The sequence below is a fragment of the Halorhabdus sp. CBA1104 genome (genome assembly GCF_009690625.1).
Classification (GTDB): domain Archaea; phylum Halobacteriota; class Halobacteria; order Halobacteriales; family Haloarculaceae; genus Halorhabdus.
The window spans coordinates 1,255,467-1,274,743 of record NZ_CP033878.1 but is presented as its reverse complement, the minus strand read 5'-3'; the positions used below and the strand labels follow the sequence as shown (position 1 = coordinate 1,274,743).

Below are 19,277 nucleotides of genomic sequence, written 5' to 3'. Positions count from 1 at the left end.
CCCTCCGACCGACCCAGTGTTAAACGCCCCAAAAGTAGCAGCTGTCACCGATCGAATCGAGGGGGCCGTCTTCGAACCAGGTCCGCTCCCCGTCTACGAGTTCGACGGGGACTGGTACTTGACGGACGGACACACCCGGGCGTTCGTCGCGTTTCTCACCGGTTGCGATCGGATATCGGTCGTCGCGGACGAGGATCTCGAATCAGAGTACGATCTTTCGGTCTACCGGGCGTGCATCGAATGGTGTGCACAGGAGGGCATCGAGCGCGTCCCGGATCTGGCCGGCCGCGTCGTCGGACCGGAGACGTTCCAGACCGAGTGGATCGACCGCTGTCAGGCCATCGCGGACGGCTAGGTGGGCGCCAGCGATCTGCTCGGCGACGAGTAGTCACGCCACGGCGTTGCTCGCCTCGTGCATGACCTCGATCGCTTCTTTCAACTGCTCGAGGTCGGTCGCATAGGAGATCCGGGCGTACCCGTCACCCCCGTCGCCGAAGGCGTCGCCGGGGACGACCACGACGCCGCGGTCGATCACTTCCTCGACCCAGCCCTCGGGAACCGACGGCATCGCGTAGAACGCGCCACGTGGCTTTGGGGTTTCCAGGCCCATATCTTCGAGGCCGTCAAGCAACACGTCCCGGCGCTGCTGGAAGGCCGCGACCATCTCGGTGACGCGGTCCTGTGGCCCTGTGAGGGCGGCTTCGGCGGCGAACTGGGCGGGTGCGCTGGCGCAGGCCTGGCTGTACTGGTGGACGCGCAACATGCGCTCGATGCGCTCCTCGCTGCCGGTGACCCAGCCCAGTCGCCACCCGGTCATCGAGTAGGTTTTCGAGCAGGCGTTGACCACGACAACGTTGTCGCCGTCGGTGAACTCGGCCGGCGAGCGGTGTTCGCCCTCGAAGACGATGTGTTCGTACACCTCGTCGGAAATACAGAGCACATCGTGTTCGTCGGCGATGCGGGCGAACTCGCGCATGTCTTCTGGTGACTGAACTGCACCTGTCGGGTTGGCGGGACTGTTGACGACGAACGCCGCGGTGTCGTCGGTGAGTGCGGCCTCGACGGCGGCGGGATCGAGTGTCAGATCGTCCCGAAGGCCGATCGGTTTGGGCGTCCCGCCGGCGAGATGGGTCAACGCTTCGTAGGAGACAAAGCCCGGGTCAGGGTAGAGGACTTCCTCGCCTGCGTCGACGTGTGCCTCCAGGGCGAGATGCAGCGCTTCGCTGCCGCCAGACGTGGCGACTATGTGCTCGGGGTCGACCGCGAGGTCGTTGTCGCGGGCGTGCTTGTGGGCGATCGCTTCCCGCAACTCGCGCGTTCCCTTGTTCGAGGTGTAGGCATCAGCGTCGCCCGCTCGGATGGCCTCGACGGCTGCCTCGCGGGCGTGTTCCGGGGCCGGAAAGTCCGGCTGGCCGAGGCCTAAATTGATCGCGTCCTCGCCGGCCGCTTCGAAGACCTCGCGGATACCCGAGATCGACACTTGCTCGACGCGCTGTGAAAACCCAGTCATACTCGCTTGGCGGTTCGCGGGGGCGATAATCCTTGCTATGGCCCGCGGCTGGGCCGCACCGAGACGAGACTGCGATCACGCGAGCCGGCCTACGACGATGACTCGTTGTGGGCGGTCGGTTGGGTCTCGCCAGGACAGGCCATCAGTGTCGAGACCGTCGTCTTTTCGAGATGTCCGTCTGCATCGACCTCCACTTGCGTTGTGGAGACGTTACAGTCGAAGTCTGCGGCGGTAAGGCGGATCGTCTCCGTGGTGCCGGTTTCGAGCACGCGCACGTCGATATCGTAGGTCCCACTCTCGGTGAGGGTCAATCGAGTCTCCCCGTCAGGCTCGATCGTGTAGATACCATCGAGCTGGGGGGCCGTCTCGGAGGCGAGTATCACTCGGACCGTCCAGGCCTCGCCGGTCGGATTCCCTACCACGACGTTGTGGGCCGCGTCTCCACCCGCTGCTGGCGGGTCTTCATCGCCGAACGTCTTCGAGACGGTGCTCTCGGCTGGGACGGCTTCCGTGATCACTCCCGGACAGGCCATGCGTGTCGACAGACTCGTCGACTCGAAGGTCCCCTCGGCCGTGAACGCGATCGAGGTGCGGGTGACGTTGCAGGTGAACTGGGATGGTTCGATCGACAGCGACTCGGTTGCGTCTGCCTCCAGTCCCGTCGCCTGGACAGTGTACGTATCCAGATCGGTCAGCGCTATCGAGACCGTGGCCGACGGTTCGAGTACGTACTGGCCGTCGAAGGATGCCGTCTCGGTTCCCTGAACGGACAGCGAGACTGGTTGTGCTTCGTCGGTCTGGTTCGTCAGTGCGACCCGATGGGGCCTGCGAAGTCCTTCCTCTGTGAGCGAGCCGTCTCCGAGCACCTGGTCGCTCGAGCCACCGCGCTCGATACGAGTCCGTTCGTCTCCGGGCGTGCTCGTGTCCGTGGGGGTTGATTCGCCGGCACCGCTCGTGGTCCGTTGGCTGTCTTCATCGCCCTTAGAGCCGCTGGTCGCCGTCGAGGGCTTGCCTGACTGTGCCTTTGAGTTACAGCCCGCGACCGCCGTTGTGATGCCGACGCCAACCGTCGTGAGGAACGTTCTACGCCTCATACACTCACACACGGGGTAGATAAGTAAGGCACTGTGCCAGATTCAAAGACGCCTTTGAGTCCCGGGAAATCACGCGTGAGTGGCGACGAACACGCCTCCAGACGCTCCCGCCATCAGGACGGTCAAGCGTGCTCTCTGGCCGGCCGGTATCGGTGCCAGTACCACCGAACGGCGACCACCGCGATCAACACCAGCCAAGCCCCAAGAAGCACGCCGCCCGGCCCAGTGAGAAATTGCACAATCGATTCCTGGAGGGTCGGGTCCGCTGGTTGGGCGCCGATCGGCGCGACTCGCCGAGCCGGAGCGAACGGTCCGGATCGTGCCCATTGCAGATGGACGATCACGCTTACAGCCCCCAGGATACCGATTCCGCCGACAGTCCGCCCCAACGCGCGTTTCAGTGAGGGCGTGGTCGTCTCGGCACCGGCATAGAGGACGAGACCGCCGTTGGTCGGTCCGTAGACGTCCATCTCGCGACCCTGGGCCGAGTACCACGTATCGACGACTTCCACGAGGTCGGCGTCTTCGAGTCGTTCGAGATGATAGCTGACGTTCTGGACCGACGAGTCGAGTGCGGTCGCGATCTCGGATGTGGGACGGGGCTCGTCGTACAGGACATCGAGGATCCGCCGTGCGGTCATCGACGAGATCGCCGCGAGGATCTCGTCGGCTTGCTCCTCTGTGAGACCGAGAAGTTCCGGATCGAGATCCCGGTCTGCAGACGGGTCCGTCCCGGACTTCAACGGCAGCAGCGACGTCATACGTTCCCATTCTCGTCGCACAGTAAAACACATCGGGACACTCAAACGGGCCTTTTAGTCCCTAGTTTGTGCCTGGACGCGTCGTGAGGCGACACGAATCGCCAGTCGCTTTTCCGTCCCGAGTCGCCCACTGTTTTACCCGCTGAGCCAGTAGCCACGTTCGATGACTGACGACGAGGTCCACGAGGGGTTGGCGGACGTGACCGTCGCCCAGACGCGGTTGAGCGACATCGACGGCGAGGCCGGCCAGCTGTGGATCGCGGGCTATCCCGTCGCCGAGTTGGCAGCCAAGGCCACCTACCCCGAGACGGTGTTCCTGTTGTTGCACGATCGGCTACCCGATGCTGAGGAGCTCGAAGCGTTCGAGGATCGGCTCTGCTCGTATCGGACGCTTCCCGAACCGTGTCACGACGCCGTCGTGGCGGCCGCCCAGCGCGGCGCTGGGCCGATGGCCGCCCTCCGGATGGGGGCGGCGACTGCGACCGCTGTCGAACCGAACGATCCCGAGGCCGATGCGCTCCGGTTGATCGCCCGGCTCCCGACGATCACAGCCACCTACTGGCGTGTCCTCTCGGGCAAGGAACCGATCGAACCGCGCCTCGACCTCTCTCACGCGGCGAACTACCTCTATATGCTGACGGGCGAGGAGCCGACCGACGCTGCCGTTTCCGGGCTAGAGACGTACCTGACGACAGTTGTCGACCACGGTTTCAACGCCTCGACGTTTACCGCCCGGACGATCGTCTCGACTGAATCGGAACTCGTTTCGGCGATCACGGGTGCGATCGGTGCGCTTCGGGGTGATCTCCACGGCGGTGCGCCCGATCTTGTCTTGGAGATGCTCGAAGACCTCGAAGCGACCGACGACGTGCGGGCCGAACTCCAACGCCGTCTGGAACGTGGTGACCGCCTGATGGGCTTTGGCCACCGGGTCTACGAGGCGCGGGATCCGCGTGCCGCCGTGCTTGAAGACGCTGCGGCGGCGTTCTACGCGGGTGAGGATGACTTCTTCGCGGCGGCAAAGGAGATCGAGGGCGTCGCGACCGAGCTCCTGACCGAGTATCGGCCCGCGCTCGATCTCGAAACGAACGTCGAATTTTACACTGCTGTCCTCCTCCATGGGGTCGGCATCCCGCCGGAGTTGTTCACGCCGACGTTCGCGATCTCGCGGGTCGCCGGCTGGACGGCCCACTGTCTCGAACAGCGCGAGAACAATCGATTGATCCGCCCCCGAAGCACGTTCGTCGGCGACCGCGGGCGTGCGTGGACGCCGATCGACGAGCGGTGACCTGCACGGCCCCGATCTGACGCCCCGGACAACCGGCTGAACCTGCTTCATTCGGACTGGTTTTACTCGTCGTGGCCAAATCGGTCGGTATGAGTGTCGACACTGACAGTGGCGAGACAGCGATCGAGACGGTCGACCGACTCGCAAGCGAGTTGGGTGAGGCGATCGCCGATCTCCCGGAACACGAGGAGTTCCGGCAGGCAAAGGCTGCCGTCGAAGCCGACGAGGACGTCCAAGAACAGATTGCTACTTTCGAACGCAAACGCGAGGACTTCCAGCGCGCCAAACAACGTGGCGAGGCCACCGAACTCGATCGCCGCGAACTCGAAGCCGCCCATCAGGAACTGCAATCACTCCCGGTAATGGAAACGTACCTCCAGGCCCAAAGCGCCCTGGAACGACGCCTCGGGCGTGTCGACACGGCGATCTCGGCGGAGCTTGCGGTCGACTTCGGCGAGAAGGCCGGTGGCTGCTGTCAGCACTAACCTGACGCCGTCTCCGGAGGCCGATCTCGGCGACGGGCTGCTCTCGGTCGGACTCTCCGGCGATATCGACGTCGTGGCTCGCATAGCAACTGGGGAAGGCAGGCGTGAGATACTGCCCCCGGGCTGTCAGGACACGCGCGAGACCGCACGGTCGATCCGACAGTGCTGGCCCGTCACTTTCGGTCGTTCCCGCACCCACAGCGGCTCGCCGTCGTCGAAATCGGTGTCCACATCGACTTGCACTGAACCCGGGGGCCGCCGGAAGTAACTTTAATACCGTTCGTTCACCGACGTATGTCCATGAGCAACACGCAGACATACGAGCCGGTGAACGTCTCCGCGGACGGCATCACCGTCGTCAAGCGCTTCGAGGCCGACGAGTTCCCGGTGCCTGCGATCGCGTTCAACATCACGTCCCAGCGGACCGAACCGGTGACGGTCACGCTCACCGACGACGTGCCGGGCGACGTTACCGTCGAAGATCTCGGCTTTCACCCGGAATACGGCAGCGAACACTGGACGATCGACGAGGACACGATCAGCTTCGAGCGGGAGATCGATGCGGATTCGGCGTACACGACCGTCTATGGAATTCGCGCGACGGGGACCGACGACGTCGAGAAATTCTTGACCGAGCCGACGATCGAATCTGTCGATCCGCCCATGGAAGCCGAAGAGGATCTTGTCGAGGACGCGAGTAGTGACGTGGTTCGGGATGTCATCGCTGGCGAGAGCGACAGTGTTCCCGGGTTGGATGACGCTGACGACGAGGAGATCGAAACACTCGACCTGGCCGACCCCAACACCGATCGAGCGGGCAGTGAGGGTGCTGAAAGCGATGGGGACGGCACGATCGATGGCGTCCAGCCGGGCTCGGTCGCCAAGACTCTCGCCGCGGAAATCCGCCAAGACGCCGTCGACGACGCTACCTTGGCGGTACTCGAAGACGAACTCGACCTTGGTGGGGCGGGTGGCTCTGCGGGTAATACCAGCGGGGCCGTCGACGCGCGGATCCAGCAGCTCCAGAACGACGTCAGTGATCTCACCGCCTACACGTCTGCACTCGAGGAGTTCCTCGACGAGAACGGGCAAGGCGAAGAACTGATCGCGGATTTCCGTGACCGTCTCGAATCGTTCGAGGGCAATCTTTCCAGCGTCCAGAACGAACTCGAAGCCATCGAGGGCGAAGTCGGCTCGGTCCAGGAGACTGTCTCCTCTCACAGTGAGACTGTCGACGATCTCGAATCGACGGTCGCTGACCTCGAGAGCGAGATCGAAGCTGTCTCCGAGCAGGTCGGCGATACCGGCGAGATCGACGACCGGCTCGAAGATATCGAAGCGACGATCCAGGATCTCGAAGCCTGGCGCGAACAGCTCTCGTCGGTTATCGGCGGCGCGGAGTGACTGGAGCGGCCGTGGTGGCTGTTTTGTAATCGAGTTCGTTTTAGGCACGAGCCGCGAGTACCACGCAATGACAGTCGTGCGGATCGCCGTGCCCCGGAAAGGTCGGCCACTCGAAGCCGTCTTAGAGCGGATCGCGGCGAGGGCCAACCGGACGGCCCTCGCTGATGACATCGTCTCGACGCTTCGCTACGAAAAAGCCATCGCGAAAGGCGAGCAAGAAGCCGACCGCTCCGTCTACGAACGCCTGGCTCGCTACAGTGAGACGGCTGACCCGACCCACCCCGAATACACGCTCTTGCGTGACGATCGGGAGTCGATGCCCCGCCGGATCGTCTTCGATAGCGTGACGATCCCGACCGAGACCGTCGATCTGCACCTCGTGGGTCGGGAAGAACCGTTCCGAGCGTTGCGGAAACACGAGTTTGCCCTGGGGTTCGACAGTGCGGATCTCGTCTTAGAGGAGGTCGTGGGACTGAACCCGGATCCGCTGGCCGAGCTCTCGACAGTCAACGAACGTATCGATCCACGCGACACTGACGTGCGTCTCCAGGCTGGACTGGGCGATACAGTGTATCACACACTGCTCGCGACACCGGACACTGCGAACACGATCGACCGACCGCTCGATCGATCGTTCGTCGACGCCTACGAAGGCGACCTCTGTGTCTCACCCCGGTACGAACGCTTAGTCGAGGCCGTGTTGGGGACGACTGCAACTGAAAACGTTACGTTTCGACATCCCGACTGCGGCCAGACCGAGGAAGCGGCGATCGCGGCGACCGGACTGGGTGTCTACCTCACTGTCTCGGGGTCGACGGCCCGCGAGCACGGGCTCGTCGTGGGCCAACAGCTGTTCCCGAGTGAAACTGTCCTCCTCGAGAACGTCGCCGAACGGACGGCTGTGACTGACCGAGCCGCTACCGTCTTAGACGAGGTCGGTGTCGAGACGTCACTTCCCACGCAGTGAGCTAGACTCCCTCGCCTTCACAGTCGACGGCGACGCCGTTGTCCCCGAGATCGACGTGGATCTCTTCGATCCCGGCCGTATATTGCTGTGGGTGCTTGCCATCGTCTCTGACCCGCGTGCGTGGTTCCAAGAGTCCGGCATCGGTCAGCGTATCGACCTTCCGGTAGACGGTCGAAATCGGGATCTCACAGGCGTCTGCGATCTCCTGTGCTGTCAGTGGTTCCGTGCCGACGACCCGTAGGATGGCTCGACAGTCACTGTCTTCGAGCGCACCGAACAAGGCCTCGACGGGTGGCCGATCCTCGCCCCGGGCGTTCGCGGCCGGCGGCCGGCTCGATTGGGCTGTCATTGCCCGTAGGTGTGGCTCCCGAATAACAGACAGTGACCCACAATATTGAGGGTCTTTTATTACAAATTCCGGTACTCTTTAGGAGTCGCCGTTGGCACGTCCTGTCACTGATGGGAGCCGGTGTCCGGGCTGCACTCCGCGTCGAGGCGAGCGAGCACTGCCCGGTGGCACGTGCCTCGGCGACGACCGGCGCAGTGATCGAAACCGTCGATCGTATCCGCTCGCCGGACGGTCGCTTGGTCGCGGAGTTTACGTCGAGCGAACCGCCGGCGACACTGCCCGATGCGTTTCAGATAGTCTTCGAGTCCGGGTCCCGTCGTGTCTATCGTGCTGGACACGATCCAGCGTCAGCCTGTCCGTCTACCGTTCTGGACAGACACGACTGCCCGCCCCACGACCTCGTTGCACGCGATGGGTGGTTACAACTGGTTTTTCACGCCCGCTCGACGGATCGCGTCCAGTCGATCGTGACGGCGCTTCGAGACACCTTCGAGCGCGTCGAGATCCTTCGCCTGGTCCGTTCTCATCTCGACGTCACCGAGGAGGATTTCGTCGTCGTCGACCGGGCGGCGCTGACTGACCGCCAGCGGGAGTGTCTCCGGACAGCGTGCCGGATGGGCTACTTCGAGTACCCGCGGAACGCAAACGCGAGTGAAGTGGCCACAGAGATGGATATTTCGGCGGCGACGTTCGTGGAACACCTCGCTGTGGCCCAAGGACGGCTGTTTCAATCGATTCTCGACCCCTAACGTGGGTCGCGGTGGGGGTGTGGCGCTATCGCTGGACGGGAAAGCCACCGATTTGGACGGTTCCATCGGCGGTGGTCGTCTCGTTTCCGTATCGGGTTCTGGTTACGGTAAGCGACTGCGGTGTCTCCCCAGTCGGGAGCGACCACTGTACGAACACCGTCGTCGATCCGGCCGGCGCGATCTCGCCGCTCTCGGCGACGGTCTCTCCTACTGTCCCGTCGCCGGTCGTGAGTGGCCCGACACTGACGGCGACCGACTGGTTGCCACTGTTTCGGACTGCGATCTCTAGGGTGAACAACCAGGCGTCGCCGGTCGCCTGAATCGAGCCGTTTTCGATCGTCGCCGTCACGTTTTCTCCTCCGAAGTCCGTCAGGAGATCGTCGCCAACCGAGAGCGTCTCGGGGGCCGGCGTCTCCGTCCCGGCCGTGTCTTCACTCCCGAGGTGCTGATTGAAGAGACTGAGGAAGGTTGCACCCTCGATTACGAGCGGAATCCCGATCGCGACGACGAGCAGCACTTTCACGAGCGTCGCACGTTCCATCGGGTCGAGATTCACTTGCCGGCTACTTGGATGTGGCCCCGTCAGACGGGGAAGCCGGGACTGCCCGGATTCAAGATACCGTCACCGATCATGCTCGCGAGCGGTGGCCCGTAGGCGATCAGGATGAGGACGATCGCGATGGCCGTCCACAGGCGGAGATTATCCAGTACGCGCGGGGAGTGTTCGGGACCGGAGAGGGGGGCCGGCAGGTGGCTGTTGACCGATAGCGTCCCGCGGCCGCGCTCGGCGAGCCAGGTTCCCGTCATGACGACGAGGAACAGCCCGAGCCCGAGTAACAGCAACACACTCCCGAGCGCGATCTGGAGTTGCATCTCGCCCATGCCACCGAGTACTTCGGGGAACGTCGCGTCGACGACGTTGTACTCCGGCTCGGCCGTCCGTCGCGGCACACCGGCCAGTCCGGCACGGTGCATCGCGTTCGACATCAGCGTCATGCCGACGAACCAGACGTACGGCTGGACGATCGCAAGATTGCGATGTTGGAGTCGCTTGCCCGTGATCTGGGGCACCAGCCAGTAGGAGACGGCCATGAACGTCAACGCTGCTGCGGTCCCGACGGTGAGGTGGAAGTGGCCCGGCACCCACAGCGTGTTGTGGATGAGGTAGTTGATGTTCATGCCGGCGTTGATCATCCCGGAGAACCCACCGGCGGCGAACATGATGCCTGCGAGGGCGCTGCCGGCGAAAGCGGGGTTATCCCAGGGCAGATCCCACAGCCAGGAGAGATACCCCGTCCCGCCGCGTTGGCGAGCGCCGTGTTCCATGCTCGCGACGACCGTGAAGGCGGTTAGCAGACTCGGCAACAGCAAGAACATCGTGTTCGTCATCGCGATGAACTTAAAGCCCTCTGGGATGCCGGGATCGAGATACTGGTGGTGGAACCCGACGGGCGTCGAGAGGATGACGAACAGGACGAAGACGATCCGGGCCAGGGCGTCGCTGACGAGGCGACCGCCGGCCAACTTGGGCAAGATCGTATACCAGATGAAGTACGCTGGCATGAGCCAGAAGTAGACGACTGGGTGGCCGAAGTACCAGAACAGCGTCCGCGTCAGCAGCGGATCGACCTCGCTGATCAGGCCAAGCGACCACGGGATCAGGAAGACGACGACCTCGACGGCGACGCCGACCGTCGAGACGTACCACATGATCATCGTCGTCAGGACCATGAACGTCTGTAGGGGGATGCGCTCGTCGGGATTGTCTTTCCGCCAGGCCCAGAAGGTCCGGAACCAGTCGAACCCGGCGATCCAGGAGCCGACGATCAACAACGCCGCGCCGATATAGAAGACCGGACTGGCCTGCAGCGGCGGGTAGAACGTAAAGAGAACGTCCGCACTGAGCGGCAGTTCCGGGAAGAACCCGCCGACGATCGCGACCGCCGCCAGAACCGTCCCGACGAGCATCGTCCCGAACCACGCCCACGTGAGTCGTGGGTTCGGTAGTGACCGTTCTAAGCTGCTGGTGACGCCCCAGGTGAACAGCCCGGCGATGAAGAACGTCGTAAAGACCAGTGCCAACAGGACGCCGTGGCCAGTCAGGACCGTATAGTAGTCCGTCGAGTTGATCAGGCCACGGAAGACGCCGGTCCGGTGGAGGGCCTGGATCAGGCCGAACAGGCCACCGATCGCCAGCGCGGTAAAGGCCACGCCGAAGTTTGCGCGCACTACTTGCGCTGCGTCAGGATAGTCGTCGACGAATGCCATTCAGGCTCCCTCCGTGCTGTTGTATGCCGACTGGGGGAGGACTTCGAGCCGGCCTTCCATCGTGTGATGGCCGCCACCGCAGTACTCGTTACAGACGATGCCATACGAACCAGGTTCCTCGAAGTTGACGGTCAACTCGGCGACTTGGCCGGGAATGACCATCGTATTGACGTTCGTCCCGGCGATGTTGAACCCGTGGGTCACGTCGGTCGCCGTCACGTAGAAGGTGACCGTCGAGCCGGCCGGTAGTTCGATCGGTTGGCTGGTGCCGGGCACGAACTGGAACTGCTGGGCCTTCACGTAGACCTCGTACTCGTTCGGTCCCGTCTTGGTGACGCCCGGATCGTCGAAGCCAGTCCCCGACGTGCCAGCCTGGACCTCCCCGGCGTCGATGGTCCCGCCGGAGTTGTCGATCATCTTCACGCCCGGTCCCAGAGACCCGTAGGCGACCGTCGAAATGAACCCGATGATCAACAACAGTGCAATCCCGATCCACAGTTTTTCGAAGCGATGGATGTCCATACCTGTGTCCTCCTACCCGATCACCGTCGGGCCACGACCCAGGAACTCCACGAAGTACATGAACACCCACAGCGTGACCACCAGCACCAGGTAGCCGATGACCAGCGAGAGCGTTCCCCAAGGGTCGTACTCCTCGTGTTCGATCTTCCGCTTTGGTTCCTCGACGGGCGCCTCTTCGGCCACGGGCGGCCCATCGTGTTCCGCGACGCGCTGGAGTTGCTTTCGGGTCTCCTCCGATGGCCCGACTGCCTCCTCACTGCCGCGGAATCGGAGGAACGCCGCAAACAGGATCGGCGACGCGACGGCCAGCCCGAAGCTCCCGGCCAGCAACCACCCTTCCTGGCTGAGTTCGAGGCCACCGTCACTACCGCCGCCGTCGCCGCCTGCGCTGGCACCCATGTCGCCGACGACGATCGCCCCCTTCATACCGACGGCGAGGTGGGGGTCACAGTAGTACTTCGAGATGCCCGTCTCCTCGAAGGTCTGTTCGAACGTCGTGCCGGCTTGATCGACTGCCTCTCCGGAGGAGTAGCCGTCGTCGTTCTCGGCGACGACGTTGTGAGCTCCGCCTTTGCCGTTCCACTCCCAGACGACGGTCGTCCCGGGATCGACCCTGACTGCCGCAGGGCCAAAGCCCCAGTTGCTGCCGTTGGCTTGGACGCCGACGGTCACGGTCACCTCGTCTTGCCCGCGCCGGTCGACGATCCCGTCGTAGTTCGAGACGTCCGAAAACCAGCCGTCGAAGTCCACGCCCGCCTGCGCCGTGGCGCTGCCAGTTGTCGCCAGGCCGGCGGCGGCCGTGCCGGCGGCCGCTCCAGCGCGGAGTAGGTCCCGTCGAGTTCGCCCGTCCGTCGACGGTCCGCTCACGCTCGATCACCGCCCGTTCGAACGGTCCTGCCCGGTGCTGTCACGGCGGCGGATCGCGTGGCCCACGTCGCCCCAGACGCGACTCGGGAGCGTCCGCGCCGTGAGTGGCGCTGTACCATGCCCACAAGCTTTCCCTTCAGGCCTAAAAAACCAGCCATCTCTTGTAATCCCATGCAATGAGGGGTTGGTTTTTAAGCACTCGAACCCGAAGCGCCGCGCATGGAACTCGACGTTCGGGCGTACCCGTTGCTCGCGTTGCTCGCACTCCTCCCAGGCGTCGCGTTCGCCAGCGGTCGCTCGCTGCTGGCTATCCTCTCGCTGGTCAGCGTCCTGCTGATCGCCGGCTCGCTGTATCTCATGTTCGGCATCCACGAATCCAGGGAGGGCGAATCGACAGCGTGACGCCGCTTGCACGCCCCGCCCCCGTCGCGATAGCGTCTGTCGCGCCACGCTTACCGGCCCCGGGGCGACGATGAGCGCGGTACTTACCGACCCGAGTCTCGCCGTGCTGTTTGCCGTTGGGCTGTTCGGTGGCGCCCACTGTCTGGGGATGTGTGGCCCGCTGGTGACGCTGTACGGCGATCGGATGGCCGGCAAAGAGGCCCGTGGCCCGAGTTTCCACGCCCTCCGCCAGCACGGCCTGTTCAATCTCGGGCGGACGATCAGTTACACCGCGATCGGCGGCCTGCTGGGTGCGCTGGGCGCACTCGCGACCGGTGCCGTTGGCGGACTGCCGGTAGCAACGACGTTGCGTGGTGGGACTGGTGTCTTGGTCGGCGGAGCCATCGTCGTGCTCGGCCTGGGCTACGTCTTTACCGGCACGAGTCCGACCGGCAGGTCGCTGCCGCTGGTCGGCGGCGTCTTTCAGCGCGTGACCGGCGCGCTGACGGCCCGGGTCGATCGCTACGTCGACGGCCCGGGAATCCTCGCTCTCGGTGCTGTCCACGGACTGCTTCCCTGTCCGCTACTGTACCCGGCCTATCTGTACGCGCTGTCGTCCGGGTCGGCCCTGACTGGCGCACTTGCACTCGGCGTGCTCGGGATCGGGACGATTCCGGCGCTGTTCGCCTACGGGACGGCCTTCCAGTCGCTTTCGGTCGCCGCCCGTCGGCGGATCCACCGTGCCCTCGGCGTGGCCTTTGTCGTCCTCGGGACGATTCCACTCGCGAAGGGACTGTCACTGTTTGGCGTTGCCGTTCCCCATCTACCGCTGCCGATGCCGCCTGCCCTCTGAGTATGTCCGGCGCCTGTACACTCTGTGACCTGCCGACGCCCGATCCGCCCGTGACCGACGAGGATGTCCCGGGGACGTTCTGCTGTCAAGGGTGTCTCGAAGTCGCTCGCCAGGTCGAAGACGTCGATGCTACCGATGCGGAAGCCGCCCGCGAGTCAGTCCAGACTGGCGACGTCGAGGCGGCCGACGGCGAGACGGCCTATCTCTCGGTCGAGGGGATGCACTGTGCGACCTGCGAGGCGTTCGTCGAGTCCCAGGCGGTCGGTGACGGCGGCGTCCAGGCGGCCCAGGCCAGCTATCCCGCGAGCACGGTGAAAGTCGTCTACGATCCCGACCGGACCGAACCCGATGCCATCGCCGAAACGATCTCCGGCCTGGGATACGACGCGAGCGAACGCGAGCAGGGCGATCGTGACACAGCGACGATCCAGCAGGGCCGCCTGCTGATCGGCGGCTTCTTCGGCATGATGACGATGGTCTGGTACGTCCTCTTTCTGTACCCGACGTATCTGGGATTCGAGGGCGCAGCCCTGCTGAACGTCGACGGACCGGCCGGGGCCTATCTGTTGGCGAACGTCTGGGTCATGGCTACGATCGTCCTCGGATACACGGGCTTTCCGATCCTCCGGGGGGCGTACGTCAGCCTCCGGGCCGGCTACCCGAACATGGATCTGTTGGTGGCACTGGCGGCCTCGACGGCCTATCTCTACAGTGCGATCGCCTTCTTGCTGGGCCACACCGAGCTGTACTTCGACATCACTGTCGTGGTCGTTGTGGTCGTCTCACTCGGCAACTACTACGAACAGCGGATCAAACGCCGTGCGGCCGCGGGATTGAGCGAACTCACCGCCAGGCAAGTCGATCGCGCTCGTCGCCGCGGCCCCGACGGTATCGAAGACGTCAGCGTCGAGGCACTCGCCCCCGACGACGAGGTGATCGTCGAGAGCGGCGAGCGCGTCCCCGTCGACGGCACTGTCGTCGAAGGCAGCGCGGCCGTCGACGAGTCCCTGGTGACCGGTGAGTCTTTGCCCGAGCGGAAAGCGCCCGGCGATTCGGTCATCGGTGGCTCGATGGTGACCGACGGCGGCCTGGTCGTTTCGGTCGCGGCCGAGGCCACGAGCACGCTGGATCGCCTCGTCGACCACCTCTGGGCTATCCAGAGTTCCCGGCCTGGCGTCCAGCGATTGGCCGACCGGATCGCCGCCGTGTTCGTCCCAGGCGTCGTCGCACTCGCGATCGCTGCGTTCGTCGTTCACCTCGCACTCGGGGCCGCGCCGACGGCTGCGCTTCTGACGGGACTGGCGGTGTTGATCGTCTCCTGTCCGTGTGCGCTCGGCCTGGCAACGCCGCTTGCGGTCGCCTCGGGAATCCGCGCGGCGCTCGATCGGGGGATCGTCGTCACGGACGGCGCAGCCTTCGAACGCGCGGAGGCGGCTGACGTCGTCGTCTTCGACAAGACGGGGACGCTGACGACGGGTGAGCTTTCGCTGCTGGAGACACCCGATGAGGCCGCCTTGCGGCGAGCCGCGGCGCTCGAACAGTTCGCCGACCACCCCATCGCTTCCGCGATCGTCGACGCGGCGGCCGACCCGCTGCCCGAAGTCAGCGACGTCCAGACTCATCCAGGGCGAGGCGTCTCGGGGACAGTCGACGGCGAGGCCGTTCTCGTCGGTTCTGTCGCACTGTTCGAGGCCCGGGAGGCGTCGATCCCAATGGCGTTGCGCGATCGGGTTGAAGCGGCCCGCGAACGGGGAACGATCCCGGCACTGATCGGCTGGGACGGCCAGGCTCGCGGGTTCGTCGTCGCCGGCGATCAGCCCCGGCCCGGGTGGGAAGCGACCGTCGAGCAACTCGCGACCGATCACGAAATCGTCGTCCTCACCGGCGACAGCGAGCGAGCGGCCGCCCGGTTCCGCGACCACTCCGCGGTCGATTCTGTGTTTGCGGGCGTCCCGCCGGAAGGCAAGGCCGCAACCATTCGGCAGCTCGGAGTCGACCGGACCGTGGCCATGGTGGGCGATGGGAGTAACGACGCGCCCGCACTGGCCGAAGCAGACCTTGGTATCGCCGTCGCCACGGGGACCGAACTCGCCGCCGATGCCGCCGACGCCGTGGTGACGCACGACGATCTCTCCCTGGTCCCGGACGTCTTCAGGCTGCTGACTGCTGCGCGTCGCCGTATCAGACAGAATCTCGGGTGGGCGTTTCTCTACAACGCCGTTGCGCTCCCGGTCGCGGTCGCCGGCCTGTTGAATCCCCTCGTGGCTGCGGTGGCGATGGCGACCAGCAGTCTGCTGGTCGTCGCCAACTCCGCGCGGTCGCTGTCTTGATCAGCGAACGACCGTCACCGGGACACTCGACCGCCGCAGGACGCGCTCGGTGACGCTGCCCAGAATGTATCGAGACAGTCCTTGCCGGCCGTGGGTCCCCATCACGATGAGGTGTATGTCGTGTTCCTCGCCGTATTCGACGATACGCGTGGCTGGACGCCCCACCAGGAGCTCGCGTTCGGCGACAGTCAGGCCAGCCCGCTGGGCGGCTTCCTCTGCGTCGTCGAGAATGGCCCGGCCACGGTCGGTCGCTTCCTGTGACCCGTTGTCCCAGTATCCAGGCAGTGACGTCCAATCGAACTCGTAGCTCGCTTCGACGTGATCGAGCACGTAGAGGAGATGGACTGCCGTCTCGGGGTGTTCCCGACCGACGTACTCGAGGGCTCGTTCGGACATCTGGGAGCCGTCGAACGGGACGAGGACCGTCTCGACCATACTGCATGTGATAGTGACTCACACATGAACGTTCGGGCATTCCGGTGGCTGGTGGCGACCGGAATAATCATTATCCGTCCAACCGGTCACTATCCCATATGGAACCCGACGAGTTACAGGCGGCCTTGGAGAACGCTGGCCTCACCGCCTATCAGGCCGAGGCGTATCTCACTGTCTTGGATCTCGGTATGACCCCTGCCGTCAAGGTCGCCCAGAACTCATCGATTCCAACGTCACAGATTTACAAGATTCTCCGCGACCTCGAACGCCAAGGGTACGTCGAGACGATCGACCGCGATCAGCTACACGTCCGGCCAACTGAACCCGAAGTCGTGCTCGACCAGCTACGGTCCCAGGGCCGGCGGCTTCAGGATGCAGCGGATGATATCGAGGATCGGTGGGAACGGCCCCACCTCACCGAGCACGGGATGAGCGTCGTCAAACATCAGGAGACGATCATCGAACGGGCCAGAGAAACGTTCGCAGACAGTGAGAGCTTGATCGAAGCCGTGCTGACCGGCAAACAGTTCGAGTCGCTGCTACCGGCCCTTCGAGAAGCCAAGTCTTCGGGTGTCGTCGTCCGCGCCAGTGTCTATGCCGATCCCGAAAGCAAGGCAGCCGTCGAAGAGCTACCTTACGAGGATGCGGTGACGGAACTACGTTGGTCGTACATCCCGGGGCCGTCTCTGGCTGTCGTCGACCGTCGCCACTGCTATTTTGCACCGAACACGCGTGCACCGGAGCAGTACGGCATCATGATCGACGACGACATTCTTTCGTTTATCTTCCACTGGTACTTCTATACGTGCAACTGGTCACTGAACGAACGGGCGTACGTCGACACGGACGAGGGCTGGTCGTTTGTCACCTTAGAGGAGTTCATCCAGGATTTCAGTCTACTGTTCGACGAACCCGTCGATGTCTCGATTGTCGCCACTGGATACGACAACCAGACGCACCAAGTCGAAACCGTCTCTGGCCAGGTCATCGACACCTTCTATCAGGACGATTTCCGGATCGAGGATCCGCCTTCGATCGATCAGCTTGCTTCGGGGCTTACCGTGACCATCGACAACGATGGGACGCCGTACACGATCGGGAGTTGGGGCTCAGTCTTCGAAGATATGGAGGCCTACCGGATTCATATCGACGAGATTTCGCTCGCTCCGCCATCCCAGACCCGACCGTCCAGGCTCAGTGACTTCCTCATCGACGATCCATCCCCCGAGTGACTGTCGGTCGCCACGACTGCCGTCCGTAGCGCGGAGATGGTGCGTCCAAGAGTGGGCTCCCCAGGCCTGCTTCGTTATCGGACGACAGTCACCGGCACGGGCGAACGGCGAAAGACCTTCTCTGCGACGTTTCCAACGAGTAACCGATCGACGAGCGACCCGCTGTGGGTACCGATCACGACGTGATCGAAGTCCGTGGCGCGATCGACGATCGCTCTTGCTGGGCTCCCCATCCCGATGTCGGTTCGGATCTCGCGACCGTTTTCGGCCCCGATCGCTTTGGCTGTCTCGAGAACGGACTCGGCATGGTCTCTCTTTGCGGTCTCGAGATCGTCGTCGATCGCGAGGCTCATGGCCGCGCCCATCCACGGCGAGGGTTCGCCGACGACGTGGAACGCCGTCACCTCGGCGTCCGGAAAGGCATCGAGGGCGTACCGAAGTGTCTGTGCGGCCATCTCCGAGTCGTCCATGGCAACGAGCAGGCGATCGACCATGTGTCTCGGTACGCGACCAGCCATGATAAGTGATGACACGACTGGCTAGGCGGCCACAGTCTTCACTGACATCATCACATATACGTTGCTGCTGGGCGACGCTGATGTATGATCAGTCTCTTGCTGGCACTTGGGGTTCTCGTTGCGACGTTCGTCGGCTTCAATATCGGTGGTTCTTCGACGGGTGTCGCCTGGGGGCCGGCCGTCGGTGCCGAAGTTGTCAACAAGACGGCTGCGGCCGGGTTGATGACGGTGTTCGTCTTCGTGGGTGGGTGGACGCTGGGCCGGAACGTCATCGATACGCTCGGTGGCGACCTCGTCCCGGGATTCTCCTTGACGGCTGCGACGGTCATCCTCTCGTTCATCGGGCTGGGCATGCTGGTCGCCAACATCTACGGTGTCCCCGTCTCCACGTCGATGACTGCCGTGGGTGCGATCTCCGGGTACGGCTTCGCGACGAATACGCTCGATCGGGCTGCTCTCGGTGGGATCGTCGTCTGGTGGCTTATCGCACCGATCGTCGGGTTCTGGCTGGGCAGTCTCATCGGCCGGTACATCTACCCGTATCTCGAGCAGCGCGTCTCGATTCCCGAGTCCGAGGGACCGCTTCTCACGTATCGCTGGGTGGCGATCGTTCCAATGCCACAACTCGGCCCCGGAACCACGAGCCGTGAACTGTACAGTGCCATTCTCGTGTTGCTCATCGCCTGCTACATGTCTTTCAGTGCCGGCGCGAGCAACGTGGCAAACGCCGTTGCACCGCTGGTCGGCGGCGGAAGTCTCGATATCGGAGTCGCTGTCCTCCTCGGGACCATAGCGATCGGCATTGGGGCCTTTACGATCGCCCGGCGGACGATGGAGTCGGTCGGCAACGACATTACCGACCTGCCGATGCTGGCCGCGATGGTTGTCATGGTCGTTGCCTCGACGATCACGACGTTCCTGTCCTGGATCGGAATCCCGATGAGCCTGGCCATGGCGACGATCATGACGATCGTCGGCCTCGGATGGGGCCGGGCGACGCGGACCGCGACTGTCCCGGAGCTCGTCACGGGCGAGGCAGAGACCAACATCTCCGTCGATACGCTCGCGGCTGAGACCGACGACGGTCCCGCCCCCATCGGCGAGGAAGACCCCGAAGATATCACAACGGCCACCCAGCTGTTCAATCCGGGGACGGTCGTCAGATTCGTCTCGTTTTGGATCCTCGGCCCCAGCATGGCGACGCTCCTGTCGTTTTCGTTTTTCACTGTCTTCTGAGCAATCCGTCCACAGTGGACGGGGCCCG

21 protein-coding genes are annotated in these 19,277 nt (G+C 64.0%); 11 read left to right on the top strand and 10 right to left on the bottom strand.

The window, feature by feature from the left end; all coding sequences use genetic code 11:
- The first annotated feature begins 16 nt into the window (after positions 1-16).
- Positions 17-355: a histone acetyltransferase gene (locus Hrd1104_RS06485; RefSeq protein WP_154551980.1), complete on the top strand. Its 339-nt coding sequence runs from the start codon at positions 17-19 to the stop codon at positions 353-355.
- A gap of 33 nt (positions 356-388) precedes the next feature.
- Here Hrd1104_RS06485 and Hrd1104_RS06480 read toward each other — a convergent pair whose 3' ends face one another.
- From Hrd1104_RS06480 to Hrd1104_RS06470, 3 genes are all read right to left on the bottom strand, one after another.
- Entirely contained in the window at positions 389-1,510 is a 1,122-nt protein-coding gene (locus Hrd1104_RS06480) for a pyridoxal phosphate-dependent aminotransferase (protein ID WP_154551979.1), read from the bottom strand.
- Positions 1,511-1,599: 89 nt separating this feature from the next.
- Positions 1,600-2,604, bottom strand: coding sequence for a hypothetical protein (locus Hrd1104_RS06475; protein WP_154551978.1), 1,005 nt, complete (start codon positions 2,602-2,604; stop codon positions 1,600-1,602).
- A gap of 122 nt (positions 2,605-2,726) precedes the next feature.
- Positions 2,727-3,365, bottom strand: coding sequence for a helix-turn-helix domain-containing protein (locus tag Hrd1104_RS06470; RefSeq protein WP_154551977.1), 639 nt, complete (start codon positions 3,363-3,365; stop codon positions 2,727-2,729).
- Between the two features lie 163 nt (positions 3,366-3,528).
- Between Hrd1104_RS06470 and Hrd1104_RS06465 the strand changes: the two genes are divergently transcribed.
- From Hrd1104_RS06465 to Hrd1104_RS06450, 4 genes are all read left to right on the top strand, one after another.
- Complete coding sequence (locus Hrd1104_RS06465) at positions 3,529-4,653, top strand: citrate/2-methylcitrate synthase (protein WP_154551976.1); 1,125 nt, start codon at positions 3,529-3,531, stop codon at positions 4,651-4,653.
- Between the two features lie 89 nt (positions 4,654-4,742).
- Positions 4,743-5,138: a YlbF family regulator gene (locus Hrd1104_RS06460; RefSeq protein WP_154551975.1), complete on the top strand. Its 396-nt coding sequence runs from the start codon at positions 4,743-4,745 to the stop codon at positions 5,136-5,138.
- Between the two features lie 300 nt (positions 5,139-5,438).
- A complete protein-coding gene (locus Hrd1104_RS06455) occupies positions 5,439-6,542 on the top strand; it encodes a hypothetical protein (protein ID WP_154551974.1) in 1,104 nt (367 codons plus the stop codon).
- A 67-nt stretch (positions 6,543-6,609) separates the two neighbouring features.
- Positions 6,610-7,509 (top strand): hypothetical protein, encoded by a 900-nt coding sequence (locus Hrd1104_RS06450; protein WP_154551973.1) that lies wholly within the window; start codon positions 6,610-6,612, stop codon positions 7,507-7,509.
- A 1-nt stretch (position 7,510) separates the two neighbouring features.
- Here Hrd1104_RS06450 and Hrd1104_RS06445 read toward each other — a convergent pair whose 3' ends face one another.
- On the bottom strand, positions 7,511-7,858 hold the full coding sequence (locus tag Hrd1104_RS06445; protein WP_154551972.1) for a helix-turn-helix domain-containing protein: 348 nt from the start codon (positions 7,856-7,858) through the stop codon (positions 7,511-7,513).
- A gap of 110 nt (positions 7,859-7,968) precedes the next feature.
- Here Hrd1104_RS06445 and Hrd1104_RS06440 point away from each other — a divergent pair, with 110 nt between their 5' ends.
- Entirely contained in the window at positions 7,969-8,607 is a 639-nt protein-coding gene (locus Hrd1104_RS06440; RefSeq protein WP_154551971.1) for a helix-turn-helix domain-containing protein, read from the top strand.
- Positions 8,608-8,632: 25 nt separating this feature from the next.
- Here the strand turns inward: Hrd1104_RS06440 and Hrd1104_RS06435 are convergent, their stop codons facing one another.
- The 4 genes from Hrd1104_RS06435 to Hrd1104_RS06420 are packed head-to-tail and all read right to left on the bottom strand — an operon-like array spanning position 8,633 to position 12,264.
- Complete coding sequence (locus Hrd1104_RS06435; protein WP_154551970.1) at positions 8,633-9,148, bottom strand: hypothetical protein; 516 nt, start codon at positions 9,146-9,148, stop codon at positions 8,633-8,635.
- 41 nt (positions 9,149-9,189) lie between these two features.
- Positions 9,190-10,875 (bottom strand): b(o/a)3-type cytochrome-c oxidase subunit 1, encoded by a 1,686-nt coding sequence (locus tag Hrd1104_RS06430; RefSeq protein ID WP_154551969.1) that lies wholly within the window; start codon positions 10,873-10,875, stop codon positions 9,190-9,192.
- Complete coding sequence (locus Hrd1104_RS06425) at positions 10,876-11,397, bottom strand: cytochrome c oxidase subunit II (RefSeq protein WP_154551968.1); 522 nt, start codon at positions 11,395-11,397, stop codon at positions 10,876-10,878. It abuts the gene before it with no gap.
- A 12-nt stretch (positions 11,398-11,409) separates the two neighbouring features.
- Entirely contained in the window at positions 11,410-12,264 is an 855-nt protein-coding gene (locus tag Hrd1104_RS06420; RefSeq protein ID WP_154551967.1) for a halocyanin domain-containing protein, read from the bottom strand.
- 219 nt (positions 12,265-12,483) lie between these two features.
- On the opposite strand from Hrd1104_RS06420, the gene Hrd1104_RS06415 reads away from it, so the two are divergent.
- The 3 genes from Hrd1104_RS06415 (at position 12,484) to Hrd1104_RS06405 (ending at position 15,828) form a co-directional block, all read left to right on the top strand.
- Positions 12,484-12,666 carry a hypothetical protein gene (locus tag Hrd1104_RS06415; protein ID WP_154551966.1) on the top strand — a complete coding sequence of 61 codons (183 nt, stop codon included), beginning with the start codon at positions 12,484-12,486 and terminating at the stop codon, positions 12,664-12,666.
- Positions 12,667-12,736: 70 nt separating this feature from the next.
- The gene (locus Hrd1104_RS06410; RefSeq protein WP_154551965.1) at positions 12,737-13,498 is read left to right on the top strand and encodes a sulfite exporter TauE/SafE family protein; all 762 of its coding nucleotides are present in this window, start codon (positions 12,737-12,739) and stop codon (positions 13,496-13,498) included.
- A 2-nt stretch (positions 13,499-13,500) separates the two neighbouring features.
- On the top strand, positions 13,501-15,828 hold the full coding sequence (locus tag Hrd1104_RS06405; protein ID WP_154551964.1) for a cation-translocating P-type ATPase: 2,328 nt from the start codon (positions 13,501-13,503) through the stop codon (positions 15,826-15,828).
- Here the strand turns inward: Hrd1104_RS06405 and Hrd1104_RS06400 are convergent, their stop codons facing one another.
- Positions 15,829-16,263: a universal stress protein gene (locus tag Hrd1104_RS06400; RefSeq protein ID WP_154551963.1), complete on the bottom strand. Its 435-nt coding sequence runs from the start codon at positions 16,261-16,263 to the stop codon at positions 15,829-15,831. It abuts the gene before it with no gap.
- Between the two features lie 98 nt (positions 16,264-16,361).
- On the opposite strand from Hrd1104_RS06400, the gene Hrd1104_RS06395 reads away from it, so the two are divergent.
- On the top strand, positions 16,362-17,495 hold the full coding sequence (locus Hrd1104_RS06395; protein ID WP_154551962.1) for a TrmB family transcriptional regulator: 1,134 nt from the start codon (positions 16,362-16,364) through the stop codon (positions 17,493-17,495).
- A gap of 74 nt (positions 17,496-17,569) precedes the next feature.
- On the opposite strand, the gene Hrd1104_RS06390 is transcribed toward Hrd1104_RS06395, so the two are convergent.
- Positions 17,570-17,989, bottom strand: a complete 420-nt coding sequence (locus tag Hrd1104_RS06390; protein WP_154551961.1) for a universal stress protein — start codon at positions 17,987-17,989, stop codon at positions 17,570-17,572.
- A gap of 108 nt (positions 17,990-18,097) precedes the next feature.
- On the opposite strand from Hrd1104_RS06390, the gene Hrd1104_RS06385 reads away from it, so the two are divergent.
- Complete coding sequence (locus Hrd1104_RS06385) at positions 18,098-19,249, top strand: inorganic phosphate transporter (RefSeq protein ID WP_154551960.1); 1,152 nt, start codon at positions 18,098-18,100, stop codon at positions 19,247-19,249.
- Positions 19,250-19,277 lie beyond the last annotated feature (28 nt).